10 protein-coding genes are annotated in these 15,262 nt (G+C 73.9%); 6 read left to right on the top strand and 4 right to left on the bottom strand.

Going from position 1 to position 15,262, the window contains the following annotated elements:
- Window positions 1-5: 5 nt before the first annotated feature.
- The 4 genes from ACFYNX_RS15990 to ACFYNX_RS16005 all read left to right on the top strand — a co-directional run bounded on the left by ACFYNX_RS15990 (window position 6) and on the right by ACFYNX_RS16005 (window position 5,167).
- Window positions 6-1,577 (top strand): NADH-quinone oxidoreductase subunit M, encoded by a 1,572-nt coding sequence (locus tag ACFYNX_RS15990; protein WP_388661961.1) that lies wholly within the window; start codon window positions 6-8, stop codon window positions 1,575-1,577.
- Entirely contained in the window at window positions 1,574-3,235 is a 1,662-nt protein-coding gene (gene nuoN, locus ACFYNX_RS15995) for an NADH-quinone oxidoreductase subunit NuoN (RefSeq protein ID WP_365543138.1), read from the top strand. The genes ACFYNX_RS15990 and nuoN overlap by 4 nt, the downstream gene beginning before the upstream one ends.
- 133 nt (window positions 3,236-3,368) lie before the next feature.
- A complete protein-coding gene (locus ACFYNX_RS16000; RefSeq protein ID WP_365543141.1) occupies window positions 3,369-4,295 on the top strand; it encodes an AraC family transcriptional regulator in 927 nt (308 codons plus the stop codon).
- A gap of 41 nt (window positions 4,296-4,336) precedes the next feature.
- Entirely contained in the window at window positions 4,337-5,167 is an 831-nt protein-coding gene (locus tag ACFYNX_RS16005; protein ID WP_365543144.1) for a carbohydrate-binding protein, read from the top strand.
- A 3-nt stretch (window positions 5,168-5,170) separates the two neighbouring features.
- On the opposite strand, the gene fahA is transcribed toward ACFYNX_RS16005, so the two are convergent.
- Complete coding sequence (fahA, locus tag ACFYNX_RS16010) at window positions 5,171-6,397, bottom strand: fumarylacetoacetase (RefSeq protein ID WP_388661964.1); 1,227 nt, start codon at window positions 6,395-6,397, stop codon at window positions 5,171-5,173.
- 289 nt (window positions 6,398-6,686) lie between these two features.
- Here fahA and ACFYNX_RS16015 point away from each other — a divergent pair, with 289 nt between their 5' ends.
- Window positions 6,687-8,024, top strand: coding sequence for a peptidase (locus ACFYNX_RS16015; protein ID WP_388661966.1), 1,338 nt, complete (start codon window positions 6,687-6,689; stop codon window positions 8,022-8,024).
- A gap of 30 nt (window positions 8,025-8,054) precedes the next feature.
- On the opposite strand, the gene ACFYNX_RS16020 is transcribed toward ACFYNX_RS16015, so the two are convergent.
- A complete protein-coding gene (locus tag ACFYNX_RS16020) occupies window positions 8,055-10,055 on the bottom strand; it encodes a CocE/NonD family hydrolase (RefSeq protein WP_388661968.1) in 2,001 nt (666 codons plus the stop codon).
- Between the two features lie 39 nt (window positions 10,056-10,094).
- Window positions 10,095-11,600, bottom strand: coding sequence for a peptide MFS transporter (locus tag ACFYNX_RS16025; protein ID WP_388661970.1), 1,506 nt, complete (start codon window positions 11,598-11,600; stop codon window positions 10,095-10,097).
- A 196-nt stretch (window positions 11,601-11,796) separates the two neighbouring features.
- Here ACFYNX_RS16025 and ACFYNX_RS16030 point away from each other — a divergent pair, with 196 nt between their 5' ends.
- Window positions 11,797-12,807, top strand: a complete 1,011-nt coding sequence (locus ACFYNX_RS16030; protein ID WP_125668293.1) for a polyprenyl synthetase family protein — start codon at window positions 11,797-11,799, stop codon at window positions 12,805-12,807.
- Here ACFYNX_RS16030 and ACFYNX_RS16035 read toward each other — a convergent pair.
- Window positions 12,750-15,155, bottom strand: coding sequence for an FUSC family protein (locus ACFYNX_RS16035; RefSeq protein ID WP_388661972.1), 2,406 nt, complete (start codon window positions 15,153-15,155; stop codon window positions 12,750-12,752). The genes ACFYNX_RS16030 and ACFYNX_RS16035 overlap by 58 nt on opposite strands.
- Between the last annotated feature and the right edge of the window lie 107 nt (window positions 15,156-15,262).

A 15,262-nucleotide genomic window follows, 5' to 3' on the forward strand; every position in this document is an offset into this window, starting at 1 on the left:
CCCTTATGTCCTTCCCGCTCCTTACGGTGACGGCAGCGGTGCCGGCGGTCGGTGCGGTCCTGACCGCCGCCGTGCCCGCCGCCCGCCGCACCGCCGCCAAGTGGCTGGCGCTGCTCGTCTCGCTCGCCACGCTCGTCCTCGCCGGACTCGTCTTCGCCCGGTTCGAGCCGGGCGGCGAGCGGTACCAGCTCACCGAGTCGTACGCCTGGATCAAGGACTTCGGCGTCCGCTACGAGCTGGGCGTGGACGGCATCGGGGTGGCGCTGATCGCGCTCACCGCGCTGCTGATCCCGTTCGTGATCCTGGCGGGCTGGCACGACGCCGACCCCCTGGAGACGTCCTCGAAGCGCTGGCGGCCCACCCAGGGCTTCTTCGCCCTGATCCTCATGGTCGAGGCGATGGTGATCCTCTCCTTCGAGGCCACCGACGTCTTCCTCTTCTACATCCTCTTCGAAGCCATGCTCATCCCGATGTACTTCCTCATCGGCGGCTTCGGCGACCGCGCCCACGCGGGCTCCGACGAGAACGCGGCGGCCCAGCGCTCCTACGCGGCCGTCAAGTTCCTCCTCTACAACCTGGTCGGCGGCCTGATCATGCTGGCCGCCGTCATCGGGCTCTACGTGGTCGCGGGGAACTTCTCGCTCACCGAGATCGCCGGGGCCCGCGCCAACGGCTCCCTGGAGATCGCGACCAGCACCGAGCGCTGGCTGTTCCTCGGCTTCTTCTTCGCCTTCGCGGTGAAGGCGCCGCTGTGGCCGCTGCACACCTGGCTGCCGAACGCGATGGGGGAGGCGACCGCCCCGGTCGCCGTCCTCATCACCGCCGTGGTCGACAAGGTCGGCACCTTCGCGATGCTCCGCTTCTGCCTCGGGCTCTTCCCCGAGGCCTCGAAGTGGGCCACGCCCGCGATCGTCGTCCTCGCCCTGATCAGCATCGTCTACGGGGCCCTGGTCGCCGTCGGGCAGCGGGACATCAAGCGCCTGGTCGCCTACGCGTCCATCTCGCACTTCGGCTTCATCATCCTGGGCATCTTCGCGATGACCAGCCAGGGCCAGTCGGGCGCCACGCTCTACATGGTCAACCACGGCATCTCGACCGCCGCCCTGATGCTGGTCGCCGGGTTCCTGATCTCCCGGCGCGGCTCGCGGCTCATCGCCGACTACGGCGGCGTGCAGAAGGTCGCCCCGGTGCTCGCCGGCACCTTCCTGATCGGCGGCCTCGCGACCCTGTCGCTGCCCGGACTCGCCCCGTTCGTCAGCGAGTTCCTGGTCCTGGTCGGCACCTTCGCCCGCTACCCGGTGGCCGGCGTCATCGCCACCACCGGCATCGTCCTCGCCGCGCTCTACACCCTCGTCCTGTACCAGCGGACGATGACCGGGCCGGTGAAGGAGGAGGTGCGCCGACTGCCCGACCTGCGGCCGCGCGAGCTGGCCGTGGTCGTCCCGCTGATCGCCCTCCTGATCTTCCTCGGGGTCTTCCCGAAGCCGCTGACGGACGTCGTGAACCCGGCGGTGCGGCACACCATGTCCGACGTCCAGCAGAAGGACCCCCAGCCCGAAGTGGAGGCGGCCAAGTGAGCACTCCCGCCGTCGCATCCTCCGTCCACACCCTGTGGACGGCCGCAGCCGAGCCGCTGGAGAAGATCCCGGCACCCCACATCGAGTACACGCAGCTCGCGCCCGTGCTCATCGTGGTCGGCGCCGCGATCGTCAGCGTCCTCGTCGAGGCGTTCGTGCCCCGTCGGGGCCGCTACGTCGCCCAGGTCTTCCTGAGCGTCCTCGCGCTCGCCGCCTCCTTCGCCGCCGTCGTCGGCCTGGCCGCCGGCGGATACGGCTCCACCAAGGCCCACATCGCGGCCATGGGTGCCGTCGCGGTCGACGGACCCGCCCTGTTCCTCCAGGGCACCATCCTCCTGGCCTCGATCGTGGCGGTCTTCACCTTCGCCGAGCGCCGGCTCGACCCGGCCGACCACGGCCACCGGGTCGACTCCTTCGCCGCCGAGGCCGCCGCCGTGCCCGGCAGCGACCAGGAGAAGGCGGCGGTCAAGGCCGGGTTCACCACCACCGAGGTGTTCCCGCTCGCCCTCTTCGCCGTCGCCGGCATGCTGGTCTTCCCGGCGGCCAACGACCTCCTGACGCTCTTCGTCGCCCTGGAGGTCTTCTCCCTCCCGCTGTACCTGCTGTGCGCCGTCGCCCGCCGCAAGCGGCTGATGTCGCAGGAGGCGGCCGTCAAGTACTTCCTGCTCGGCGCCTTCTCCTCGGCCTTCCTGCTCTTCGGGATCGCCCTGCTCTACGGCTACGCGGGCTCCGTCTCGTACGCCACGATCGCCGACGTCGTCGACGGGACGGTCACCTCGGTGAACCCGGCGCTCGCCGACACCATGGGGAACGACGCGCTGCTCCTCATCGGCTTCGCCATGGTCCTCATGGGGCTCCTCTTCAAGGTCGGCGCCGTGCCGTTCCACATGTGGACCCCGGACGTCTACCAGGGCGCCCCGACCCCGGTCACCGGCTTCATGGCCGCCGCGACCAAGGTCGCCGCCTTCGGCGCGCTGCTCCGCCTGCTCTACGTGGTGCTCCCGGGCCTCACCTGGGACTGGCGGCCGGTCATGTGGGGCGTCGCCATCGTGACGATGCTGGGCGGCGCGATCATCGCGATCACCCAGACCGACATCAAGCGGCTCCTGGCGTACTCGTCCATCGCGCACGCCGGGTTCCTGCTCGCGGGCGTCATCGCCGCCACCCCGAGCGGCATCTCGTCCGTCCTCTTCTACCTGGGGGCGTACTCCTTCGTGACGATCGGCGCCTTCGCCGTCGTCACCCTGGTCAGGGACGCGGGCGGCGAGGCCACCCACCTCTCCAAGTGGGCCGGTCTGGGACGCCGTTCGCCGCTCGTCGCGGCGGTCTTCGCGGTCTTCCTGCTCGCCTTCGCCGGCATCCCGCTGACCTCCGGCTTCTCCGGCAAGTTCGCGGTCTTCAAGGCGGCGGCGGAGGGCGGCGCGGGCGTCCTCGTGGTGGTCGGCGTGATCTCCTCGGCGATCGCTGCCTTCTTCTACGTCCGGGTCATCGTGCTCATGTTCTTCAGCGAGCCCAAGGCCGACGGCCCCACGGTCGCCGTCCCCTCGGCCCTGACCACGATCACCATCACGGCGGGCGTGGCCGTCACCCTGGCCCTCGGCCTCGCCCCGCAGTACTTCCTGGACCTGGCGAGCCAGGCGAGCGTGTTCGTGCGGTAACCCCGGACGGACGCGCACGAAGGGCCCGGCTCCCCAGGAGCCGGGCCCTTCGGCGTACTTCACCGCCGCCGGACGCCGTGCCATCGTGGGAGCCGCACCGAATGGTCTGTACCAGTCGTGGAGGGATGGTTCCATGCGCGGCACCACGGTCTTACCCGGAGCGCCCTGCGCCGCCCCGAGGAACGGCGACCCGCCCGTGCACCGGCTCGAACTGCGGCTGCCCGACCAGGTGCCCTTCGCCGCCGGGGGGTTCGACGCGATGGGGCCGATGTCGCGGGCCGCGTACCCGCACCGGCACACCTTCTACGAGATCGTGCACGTCGTCGAGGGGTCCGGGGTCCACGTGCTCGACCTGGAGCGGTACGAGGTGCGGCCGCCGCAGCTCGGGGTGATCCTGCCCGGACAGGTGCACCACTGGGAGGGCGTGCGCGGGCTCGAAGGGTCGCTCGCCCTCTTCACGCCCGAGTTCCTGGTCGGCGGACCCGACGACGAGGAGCTGCTGCGGCGGCTCGGAGAGCGGCCCTGGGTGGACCTCGACGCCGCCACCCACGAGCGCACGGCCCGCCTGATGGGCGACCTGGCGGAGGAGTACCGGCACGGGGCCGACGGGTTCGCCGGGGTGCTGCGGTCCCTGCTGCACGTGCTCCTCGTGCGGACCGTCCGGCTGCCCGGCGGGGGCGGGGGCGGGGGAGGGGAGCCGTCGTCGGGCCTGGCCGGGGAGTTCCTGCGCCTCGCCCGTACCGCCGGGACCGCCGGGCTCTCCGTACGGGAGTGCGCCGAGCGGATCGGGGTGACGCCCGGGCACCTCACCGAGGTGGTGCGGGCGGCCACCGGCCGCACCCCCGCCGCACTGCTCCGCCAGGAGCGGGTGCGGGAGGCGCAGCGGCTGCTCGTCGCCACCGCGCTGCCCGTGCGGCAGGTCGCCGCGCGGGTCGGGTTCGAGGACGCCGCCTACTTCTGCCGCTTCTTCCGCAGGGAGGTCGGCCGCAGCCCCGGGCGCTTCCGAAAAGACCACGACCGCCGTGTTCCGTCCATCGAACCCGGTGCCGCGGGCCCCTAGGTTCGTTGCCGATCCCAGCCCCCACCCGAGGAGCCAGGCACATGGACCACGAGACCAGCACCGGGCACGTCAGCCGCAAGACCGTCCTGCGGGCCGCGCTCGCGGCCGGCATGGCGGCGCCCGCGGTGCTCATGGGCGTCCCCGCGCTCGCCCGCACCCTGACGGAGAGCGGGGAGGCGCCCGCGCTCACCCCCGCGTGCGACGACGGCGACGACCCCACCCCGGAGCAGATCGAGGGCCCGTACTTCAAGCCCAACTCCCCGCTGCGGACCAGCCTGCTGGAGGCCAACACCCCCGGCGTCCGGCTCACCGTCAGCGGGTACGCCTTCGGGCTCGCCTGCCGGCCGATATCCGGCGTCCTCCTGGACTTCTGGCAGGCCGACACCAACGGCGCCTACGACAACACCGGGTTCCGCTTCCGCGGCCACCAGTTCACCGGCGCCGACGGCTCCTTCAAGCTCACCACGATCGTGCCCGGCCTCTACCCGGGCCGCACCCGTCACCTCCACGTCAAGGTGCAGGCCCCCGGCCGCCCGGTCCTCACCACGCAGCTCTACTTCCCGAACGAGCCCCGCAACAACACCGACAGCCTCTTCGACCCGCGGCTGCTCATGACCGTGCGGGACGCGGGCGGGGCGCGCGAGGCCGCCTTCGACTTCGTCCTGAACGTGGCGCAGAACCCCGGCCCCACGCCGACGCCCACCCCGACCCCGACCACCCAGCCGCCGGGGGGAAGTTGGGCGGTCGGCACCGCCTACAAGGCCGGGGACGCCGTCACCTACGGCGGGCTGGGCTACGTGTGCCTCCAGGCCCACACCGCCCAGCCCGGCTGGCAGCCGCCGAACGTCCCCGCCCTCTGGCGGACCGCCTGACGGTCAGACGGCGGGGGCGATCCGGCCCCGGACCTCGCCCAGGGCGACCCGGGTGCCGTCCGGGCCCGGCGCCCACGCCGTCAGGACGACCTCGTCGCCGTCCTCCAGGAACGTCCGCTTGCCGCCGGACAGTTCGAGCGCGTCCCGCCCGTTCCAGGTGAGCTCCAGGAGCGAACCGCGCTGGTTCACCTCCGGCCCGGAGACCGTCCCGGAGCCGTACAGGTCGCCCGTGCGCAGCGACGCGCCGTTCACCGTCATGTGGGCGAGCTGCTGGGCCGCCGTCCAGTACATCGAGGAGAACGGCGGCTCGGCCACCACCTCGCCGTTGATCTCCACGGAGATCCGCAGGTCGAAGCCGCCCGGCTCCTCCTCGTCCGCGTCGTCCAGGTACGGCAGGAGGGGGAGGTCCCGCGCGGGCGGGGCGGTCCGGGCCGCGTCCAGGGCCTCCAGGGGCGTCACCCACGCCGAGACCGACGTCTGGAACGACTTGCCGAGGAACGGGCCGAGCGGCACGTACTCCCAGGCCTGCACGTCCCGCGCCGACCAGTCGTTGAGCAGCGTCAGGCCGAAGACGTGCTCCCGGAAGTCGGCGAGCGGCACCGGCCGGCCCAGCTCCGACGGGGTGCCGACCAGGAAGCCGACCTCCGCCTCGATGTCCAGCTTCACCGAGGGCCCGAAGACCGGCGCCGGGTCGGCGGGCGCCTTGCGCTGCCCCGAGGGGCGCACGACGTCGGTGCCGGAGACCACGACCGTGCCCGCGCGACCGTGGTAACCGATCGGCAGGTGCTTCCAGTTGGGGGTGAGCGCGTCGCCGTCGGGGCGGAAGATCCGGCCCACGTTGGTCGCGTGGTGCTCGCTCGCGTAGAAGTCGACGTAGTCCGCGACCTCGTACGGCAGGTGCAGCGTCACCGCGTCCAGCGGGTGCAGGAACGGTTCGACGTCGGCCCGGTGCGCGGGGACCGTCACCCAGGCCGTGAGCGCCCGGCGGACGTCGCGCCAGGCGGTCCGCCCGGCGGCGAGCAGCGGGTCGAGGCCGGGCTGCGCGAGCAGCGACGCGTAGGGGGAGCCGAGCGCGTGCGCCGCGGCCCCCGCGTCCAGCACGTACCCGCCGATCCGGACGCCGAGCCGGCGCCGGTCGGGCTCCTCGGCGGTGGAGAAGACGCCGTACGGGAGGTTGTGCGGGCCGAAGGGATCGCCCTCGGCCAGGTCGAGCGGGCTGTGCTCGGACATCGGTGCTTGCCTCGCTTTCCACGGGTGTGGGGGACACGTTACGGGGCGGGCCGCCGGGCGCTGATGACATGGATCACACGGAAAGCGCGGCCTCCGTGGGCAACTGTCCGCGTTCGCTCCCTTTGGGTGCCCACCGGTGTCCCCCGCCGGGTCCGGGCCGCGGAGAACGTCCTCCCGCAGGGGCGTCCGCGGCCCTACGATCACGGTGGTATCGCGCCGCGTGAAGCAGCCGCGAGTGCGCGCCCGCTTTTCTCTCACTCTTCCCTGACCAGGAAAAAGGTCCCGCACTGTGAAGATCCGTCGCATTCTCGCGACCGCCGTGGCCGCCGCCGTGACCACCCCGGTCGTGTTCCTATCCGCCGCCCCGGCGTTCGCCGACACCAAGCCGTCGTCCGCGTCGACGCAGAAGCCCGCGCAGGGCGAGGACGACAAGGAGCCGACGCTCGACGAGCTCAAGGCCGCGGTCGCGCTGGCGCAGGAGGCGTACGACGACGCCGTCGTCGCCGTCGCCGGGGCCAAGGAGGCCCTGAAGGGCTTCGACAAGGCCGACCACCCCCTCAAGAAGGCGATCGCCGACGCCGAGAAGGCCGCCGTCGAGGCCGCCGCGGCCAAGGAGGCCGCCGACAAGGCGCTCGTCAAGGCCCAGGACGAGGAGAAGGCCCTCCCCGGCGACGCCGCTCCCGAGCAGAAGCAGGCCGCCGCCGACGCCGTCGCGGCGGCCGGGACCGCCGCCGAGGCGGCCGCCGCCGCCAAGACCGCCGCCGACGCGAAGGTGACCGAGACCGGCACCGCCTTCACCGACGCGCGCGTCGCCGCCTCGCGCGCCGTCACCCTCGCCCGGGAGGCGCAGAAGACCGCCTCCCGGAAGCTCGACGACGCCAAGGAGGAGCTGGCGTTCTACGAGGACATGGAAGGGGCCTGCGAGCCGAACGAGGCCGTGCGGATCGCCCTGAGCGGTCCGGAGCAGGTCACCGCCGGACAGCCCGCCGTCTTCTCGATGCGCGTCACCAACACCTCCGACCGGACCCTGGACCTCGTCGACGTCTACGTCAACGCCCTGCGGGAGCCCGACCTCGACGAGGACATCGACGAGGACACGGACTTCGAGAAGTGGGTCCTCCCCGTCGAGTGGTCCTCGGCGGACGCCCCCGCGTGGACGTCCGTCGGGGAGAAGTTCGAGGCCATCGAGCTCGGCGAGCTCGCCAAGGGCGCCCACCACGACGTGAAGCTGCGCCTCACGGTCGCCGCCGACGCCCCCGCCGGCGAGGGCTCGATCTACACCTTCGGCCAGTACGAGAACAACGACGGCACCTGCGGCATGAGCCTGGACGACGCGTACGCCGACTTCGGCATCCTCGCCGCCAAGGGCGACAAGCCGAAGCCGGCCCCGACCCCGACCCCGTCGCCCTCCACCTCGACGCCCGCCCCGGTGACCACCACCGGCAACACCGGCACCACCCAGCAGGGCGGTTCGTCCACCACCCCGGTGACGACCGGCGGGACCCTCGCCGCCACCGGCGCGAACGACGTCCTGCCGCAGCTCGGCCTGGCCGCCGCCGGAGCCGTCGCCCTCGGCGCCGGCGCGGTGTTCGCCGCCCGCCGCCGCAAGGCCGGCCCGCGGGCGTGACCAGCGGTCCCGGATCCCCCGTACGCGCGCTCAGCCCGCCGTACGGGGGATCCGCTTCTCCCAGGTGCGGCGGAAGACCACCTCGTCGCCCTCCCGGCACACCACCTCGTTCCAGGTGTGGAAGGCCTCCGCGTCGCAGGTGATCTCCGAGCGGGTGTCCACGCCGACGTCCCAGCCCCGGTCGGGGCGGCGCAGCCGGATCGTCCAGTCCGAGCGGGTGCGGGCGGTCAGCGGGCCGCTCTCCTCGATCGTGTACGTCTCCAGGGCGTCCTCGGTGAACTCCAGGCCGTCCGGGTACACGCGCGTGCCGCCGTACTTCGGGTCCACCTCCAGGCGCCACTCGCCCTTGGCCACGTCCCGGACCACCACCCGCTCCGGGCGCCGCTCCTCCGGGGAGGCCGGGTGGACCACGCCCAGCGGCGCGGCCTGCTCCGGCTCCTCCCACGCGACCGCGTCCTCGGTGCGGCGGCGGACCGGCAGGGTGAGGGAGGAACCCGCCGGGTCGAGGGTGAAGCCCGCCGCGTCGGGCTGGGGCCAGATCCACGGCCAGTACGTGGAGGAGACCGCGAGCCGCACCCGGTGGCCGGGCGCGAAGGCGTGCCCGATGCCGTTCAGTTCGAAGACGAACGCCTCCGTCTCCCCGATCAGGGCCGGTTCGGCCCGGTCGCGGCCGTGGCGGGCGGAGAAGTTCAGGGCGCCCCGGGTGACGAGGGTGGAGGAGCCGTCCGGGGCGATGTCGCAGAGCCGGGCGATCACCTGCCCGGTGGGGGCGGCCGCGCGCAGGGACAGGGTCACCGACGGGCGGCCCAGGATCTCGACCGGGTCGCCGTCCTCCGGCACGGGGAAGTCGAAGCAGGCCGAGTGGGCGTCCTCCTCGCGCTGGTCGGGCGGCAGGTCGGCGTCGTTGCCGAAGGGGAAGAAGCGGCCCGCGTCGATCCCGGTCTGCTGGGGCGAGTCGACGACGACCGGGGAGCCCTGGAAGCCGTACGTGACGGGGGTGACGTGCGGGGAGGGCCAGGCGGGGTCGGCGACCCAGCGGCCCGGCAGCTCCTCGTAGACGGTGGCCGGCGGGTGCGAGTCGCTGATCCAGGACCGCAGCGGGGGCTCGTCCATCACGCCGTTCGCGGCCCCCTTGAGGTGGTGGTCCCACCAGCGCAGGGTCTCCTGGAGGAAGCCGATCGCGGGCCCCGGCGGCAGGCCCCGGTCCGGGTACTGGTGCGACCAGGGCCCGACGATCCCGCGCACCCGGTCCGCCGGGAGGTGCTCGACGAGCCGCAGGACGGTGTCCCGGTACGGGTCGTGCCAGCCGCCCACGGCGAGGACGGCGGCCCCGATCGCCCCGTAGTCCTCGCAGACGCTGCCGTGCCTCCAGTAGGCGTCCCGGGTCTGGTGGGAGAGCCAGGTGTCGACGAGGGGCTCCACGGCCTCCAGGCGCCGCAGCCACATCGACCGCCACTCCTCGCCCGCGTACTCCGGGTCCGGCGGCCGGGAGGCGAAGGCGAGCATGGTGGCGCCCCAGGCGTGCATGTCGACGCCGAGGACCGAGCCGCCCATGTAGTGCACGTCGTTGTCGTACCGGTCGTCGGTGGAGCAGACGGTGACGACCGCCTTCAGGGGCTCGGGGGCGAGGGCGGCGATCTGGAGGGAGTTGAAGCCGCCCCAGGAGATGCCGAACATGCCGACCCGGCCCGTGCACCAGGGCTGCTCGGCGAGCCAGTTCACCACGGCCACGCCGTCCGCCAGCTCGGTCGCGTCGTACTCGTCGCCCGGCAGCCCCTCGCTGTTGCCGTGGCCGCGCACGTCCACCCGCACGGAGGCGTAGCCGTGGCCCGCGTACCAGGGGTGGCGCTGGTGGTCGCGGGGCGCGGTCCAGTCGCTCAGGCGGTACGGCAGGTACTCCAGGAGCGCCGGTACGGGCTCCTCGGTGACCGGGCGCCACACGCGCGCGTACAGGAGGGTGCCGTCCGCCGTCGGGATGCGGACGTCCTCGCGGCGGGTCTCGTACGGGAAGTCGGTGCGGATCTTCGGCATCGGGTCACCTCGGGGACGGGAGAAGGCGGGGTGCGGCGCTCAGCGGACGGGGTGCATGGTGCGGCGCAGCCAGGGCGCCAGGGCGATCACGACGAGGCCGGCGGCGACGGCCACCGCGCCGTTCACGCCGAAGTACACGGGCTTGGAGACGTCGTCGTAGAACTTCACGGTCTGGGCCTGGATCCCGTTGGCCAGCGCGAGGGAGAGGAACCAGAGCGACATCGTCTGGCTGGAGAAGGCCTTCGGGGCGAGCTTGCTGGTGGCCGACATCCCGGAGGTCTCCAGGAGCACGTCGCCGAGGCCGAGGAGCACGTACGAACCGACGATCCACCAGGCGGCCATCCGGTAGGTGTCGTCCGCGTGCCCCGAGGTCGGCAGGACCATCAGGAGGAAGGACAGGCCGCCCAGGACCACCCCGAACGCGATCTTGTTCGAGACGTGCGGCTGCCGGTGGCCCATCCGGGACCAGACGGCGGCCACCACGGGCGCCAGGGCCACCTCGAAGGCGCCGAGGGCGGAGGCGTACCAGCTCGCCGGGAAGTCGAAGCCGAGGATCGTGGTGCGGGCGTTGGTGGAGGCCAGCAGGATCATCGTCGAGTACGCCTGGAAGAGGATGAAGTTGAACACCACCGAGGCCAGGAAGAGCACCGCGTACGGCCGCAGCCGGCCGCGCTCCTCGGCCGTGACCCGGGGGCTGGTGAACATCACCCGGAAGTAGACGACCGGCGCGACCACCGAGACCAGGGTCAGCACGTCCACGAACCGGTCGATCGTCAGCCACCCGACCAGGGCCAGGACCGTGGCGACGACGGCCGTGGCGACCGCGCCCGCGACCATCAGCCGGACCGCCCGGCGCATGGCGTCCGGGGCGAGCGCGAACTCGGCGGCGTGCCTGCGTCCGGCCAGGTGACGCCGGCCCGCCACGTACTGCACCAGACCGAAGGTCATGCCGATCGCGGCGGCCGAGAAGCCCCAGTGGTAGCCCCGGTGGTCGGCGAGCCAGCCGGTGATCAGCGGACCGGCGAAGGCGCCGATGTTGATCGCCGTGTAGTAGAGCGCGAAACCGGCGTCGCGGCGGTCGTCGTCCGTGCGGTAGAGCTTGCCGACCATCGTCGCCACGTTCGGCTTGAGCAGGCCGGTCCCGGCGCTGATCAGACCGAGCCCCACCCAGGTCATGGCGGCCGTGGGGACCGCCATGGAGTAGTGGCCGCAGGCGATCAGGATCCCGCCCCACAGGACGGCGCGGTACGAGCCGAGGACGCGGTCCGCGAGCCAGCCGCCGGCCACCGAGACCAGGTAGACCAGCGTGCCGTAGGCGGCGGAGACCGAGGCGGCGGTGCCCGGGGACATGCCGAGTCCGTCGTCGGCGACGGCGGCGGCGAAGTAGAGGACGAGGATCGCCTGCATGCCGAGGAACGAGAACCGCTCCCAGACCTCCAGGCCCGAGAGGGTCAGCAGGCCCCTCGGGTGCCCGAGGAAGGCGTGGTCGTCCTCCGGCGGGGGCTGCTCGCCGTCCGGATCGGTGTCGATGTTCGTTCGGGACAAAACGCCTACTCCTGGTGGTATCGGCTGATCACGAACATACCGGGGGTGACGGGAAGGCGCCCACGGTGATCGAAAGGTGACCGGATACGCTGGCTTGAGTGAATCCAGCGACACATCGACAATCCGTGTGACCGTCCCGTGTGATCGCTGCCGACCGTGTAGCGACAGCAGGCGTCAGCAGACAGGAGACCCCCTCGTGACCGTCGTCGGGCCGTTCGGCCTCAGCGTGCGGGACCAGGCTCTTGAGGCCGATGTCCAGACCGGTCTGGCGGCCGTGGAGGCGGGCCTCCTGGACGCCACCAAGAGCGACGTCCCCTTCATCACGGAGGCCGCGCAGCACCTCGTCCTGGCCGGCGGGAAGCGCTTCCGCCCGCTGCTCGTGATGCTCGCCGCCCAGTTCGGCGACCCCTACGCGCCCGGCATCGTGCCCGCCGCCGTGGTCGTCGAGCTGACCCACCTCGCCACGCTGTACCACGACGACGTCATGGACGAGGCCGACGTCCGGCGCGGCGTCCCCAGCGCCAACACCCGCTGGGGCAACTCGATCGCCGTCCTCACGGGCGACTTCCTCTTCGCCCGCGCCTCCCACACGCTCGCGGACCTCGGCCCGGAGGCCGTCCGCATCCAGTCCGAGGCGTTCGAGCGGCTCGTCACCGGCCAGATCCTGGAGACCGCCGGGCCCGCCGACGGCCGCGACCCCGTCGACCACTACCTCGACGTCCTCGGCGGCAAGACCGGCTCCCTCGTCGCCGTCGCCTGCCGCTTCGGCGCGATGATGGCCGGCGCCGACGAGGGCGTCGTCGACACCCTCACCCAGTACGGCGAGCGGCTCGGCGTCGCCTTCCAGCTCGCCGACGACGTCCTCGACATCGCCTCCGACTCCCACGAGTCCGGCAAGACCCCCGGCACCGACCTGCGCGAGGGCATCCCGACCCTGCCCGTCCTGCGCCTGCGGGCCGCGGCCGCCGCGCACGGGCGCCCCGAGGACGTCGAGCTCGTCGCCCTCGTCGACGGCGACCTCACCGACGACGCCCGGCACGCCGAGGTCCTGCGCAGGCTGCGCGCCCACCCGGCCCTGGAGCAGGCCCGCCGGGACACCGTGCGGTATGCGGAGGAGGCCCGCGCGATGCTGGCGCCGCTGCCCGACGGCTACGCCAAGTCGGCGCTCGCGGAGCTGTGCGACGCGGTGGTGTACCGGGCGGGCTGACCCTCCGGCCGGTCCGTCCGGCCCGTCCGGCCCGTCCGGCCCTTCCGGTCCTCCGGCTCCGGGGGCGAGCCCGCCTCCAGGTCCCGGGCGAGCGCGTGGAGCCAGACCTCCACGTCCGTGAGCGGGGCGAGGAGCGGCGCGGGCACCCGCTCCGCCACCTCCGGCGGCAGGGGCGCGGGACGGACCCGCACGCCGTCCGGGGGGAATCCCGCCGCCCGCACGGTCGCCGCGACCACCTCCTCGGCCGTCTCGTGCGCCCAGCGCCGGGCGTCCGCCGGAAGGCCGGGCATGCCGTCCATACGGGGCAGCCAGTAGGCCCCGACCAGCGTCCGCGACCCGTAGTCCAGCACCGAGAGCCAGTCGTGGGCGGACCCGGCGGCGTCCGCGGCGGGCTCCGTCCGGTACTGCGCGTAGACCGCCTCGGCGATCCGGAGCCGGTGCAGGGTGAGCCGTACGCCGGGGGAGGCGGGGCCGGGGCCCTCCGCCTCCCCGGCCGGGACCGCGTCCTCCCCGCTCCCGGCCCGGGGCGCGCCCTCCCGGCCTCCGGCCCGGGCCGCGTCCTCCCCGCTCCCGGCCTGGGGCGCGCCCTCCCCGCTCCCGTCCGTCACCGCCGCCGTCGTGGCACGGACCACCGGCGCGGCGGCCCGCAGCAGGCCCGACATGCCGTACCGGATCTCGGCGCGGGCCCCCGCCGGCCAGGCGAGCAGGCCGCACAGCAGGCCGATCGCGCTGCCGGTGAGCACGTCGACCAGACGGGCCTCCGCGAGCCGCCAGGTCACCGGCGCGATCTGGGCGAAGGCCGTGGCGACGACGAGCGTGAAGAGCCCCTGGCCCCGGGACGGGCCGCCGAGCGGACCCAGCGTGAAGGCCACCAGCATCATCGGCACGAGCAGCGCCGCGTACACGTCGGAGGCGCCCCCGGCCCCCACGATCAGCAGCCCCGCCGCGAACGCCCCCGCCAGGGTCCCGGCCGCCGCCGCCCGCACGGCCGACCAGGTGGCGCCCGCCGTGGTCCGCCCCAGGGTCAGGACGGCGAGCAGCACCCAGAAGCCGTGCGTCAGGTCGAGCGAACCGGCCACGAGCCGGGCGAGCGCCAGACCGAGCGCGGTGCGCAGCGCGTTCTGGAAGACGACGGAGCGCCGGGTCAGATTGCCCCTGACCCGGACGGCCACGAGCCGGGCCGTCCCCTCCGCCGCGTACCAGAACTGCTCGTGGGGCAGCCCGTGGAGCCGCTCCCGGCCGCCGAGCGCGAGGGAGGCGGCCGTGCGGACGGTCACCGCCGACACGGCCGCCGTCAGAACGGTCGAACGCCGGACGAGGACGGTACGGAGGGCGGGGGCGGGCGGGTCGGGGACCGCGGTCCGCGCGGCCGGTCCGTCGTCGGTGGCCCCGGCCCGCCGCCCGGCGGAGGCCCCGGTGCTCTCCGCCGGGGCCCCGCGTGCCTTCAGGAAGTCCGCGACCATCTCTTCGAGGAGCTGCGGGCCGGGGAGGGGGCGCCCCCGCCGTGCCCGCCGCCCCCGGTCCCCCCTGCGCAGGGCTTCGGCCGTCTCCGTGCAGTTCGCCGCGATCCCCCGCAGCAGCTCCGCCGAGACCGTGTCCCCGGAGGCCGGGTCGTGCGCGGCGAGGAGGGCCAGTTGGTCGAGGAGCCGGCGGGTCGCGGCCCCCGCCTGGGCCAGGGCCCGGTCCGTCCGGCCCGCGCCCGTCGGCCGGGCCCCGGCGGGCAGCCGCGACAGGCGCAGCTCCCGCCCGGCCGCCCCGAGCCGCCCGGCGGTCTCCGGGTCCGGCCCCTCCCCGCGGACGACTCCGGAGGCGGCGCGGGCCGCCAGGTCCAGGGCGTCGGCGATCCGCCCCCGGTACGAGGGCTCCGGCGCGTCCGGGAAGAACACCGCCTCGGCCAGGGCCAGGAGCACCCCGCCGACGACGAGCCCGGCGAGCCGCTGCGGCAGCGTCCCCGGCTCGTACGGCGGGAAGCAGGCCAGGATGTAGAAGAGCTGGAGCCCGGGGGCGGCGCCCGCGATCCGGGGCCCGCAGGCCGCCCCGAAGGCCAGCGCGAACCCGACCGCCAGCATGCCCGCGACGGCCGGCCAGGTCCCGACCGCGAGCACGGTCCCGAGGACGACGAGCACGGCCGCGGCCGGCACCGCCCGCAGCACGGTCGCGGCGCGGTCCCGGCCCGCTCCGGGCAGCGGGGAGAGGATGCCGAACGCGATGGGGGTGAACAGGGCGTAGATCCCGGCGACCGGCCGGTCCAGGAGGTGGAGCGCCGGATAGAACCCGGCGGCGGTCGCGGCCGTGACGTGCGCGGCGTGGCGCCCGGTGCGCGCCACCGCGGAGAGCCCCTCGGCCATGACGGCTCCTCTCGACCCGTTCCCCCTCCCGCCAGTCTCGCCCGGGAGCGCGGGCCCCGCCTTCGCGGAAGCGGTAGTTCCGCATGTGCGGGTCCGGGCCGGTCTCG

This window comes from Streptomyces sp. NPDC007872, assembly GCF_042868165.1.
Taxonomy (GTDB): Bacteria; Actinomycetota; Actinomycetes; order Streptomycetales; family Streptomycetaceae; genus Streptomyces.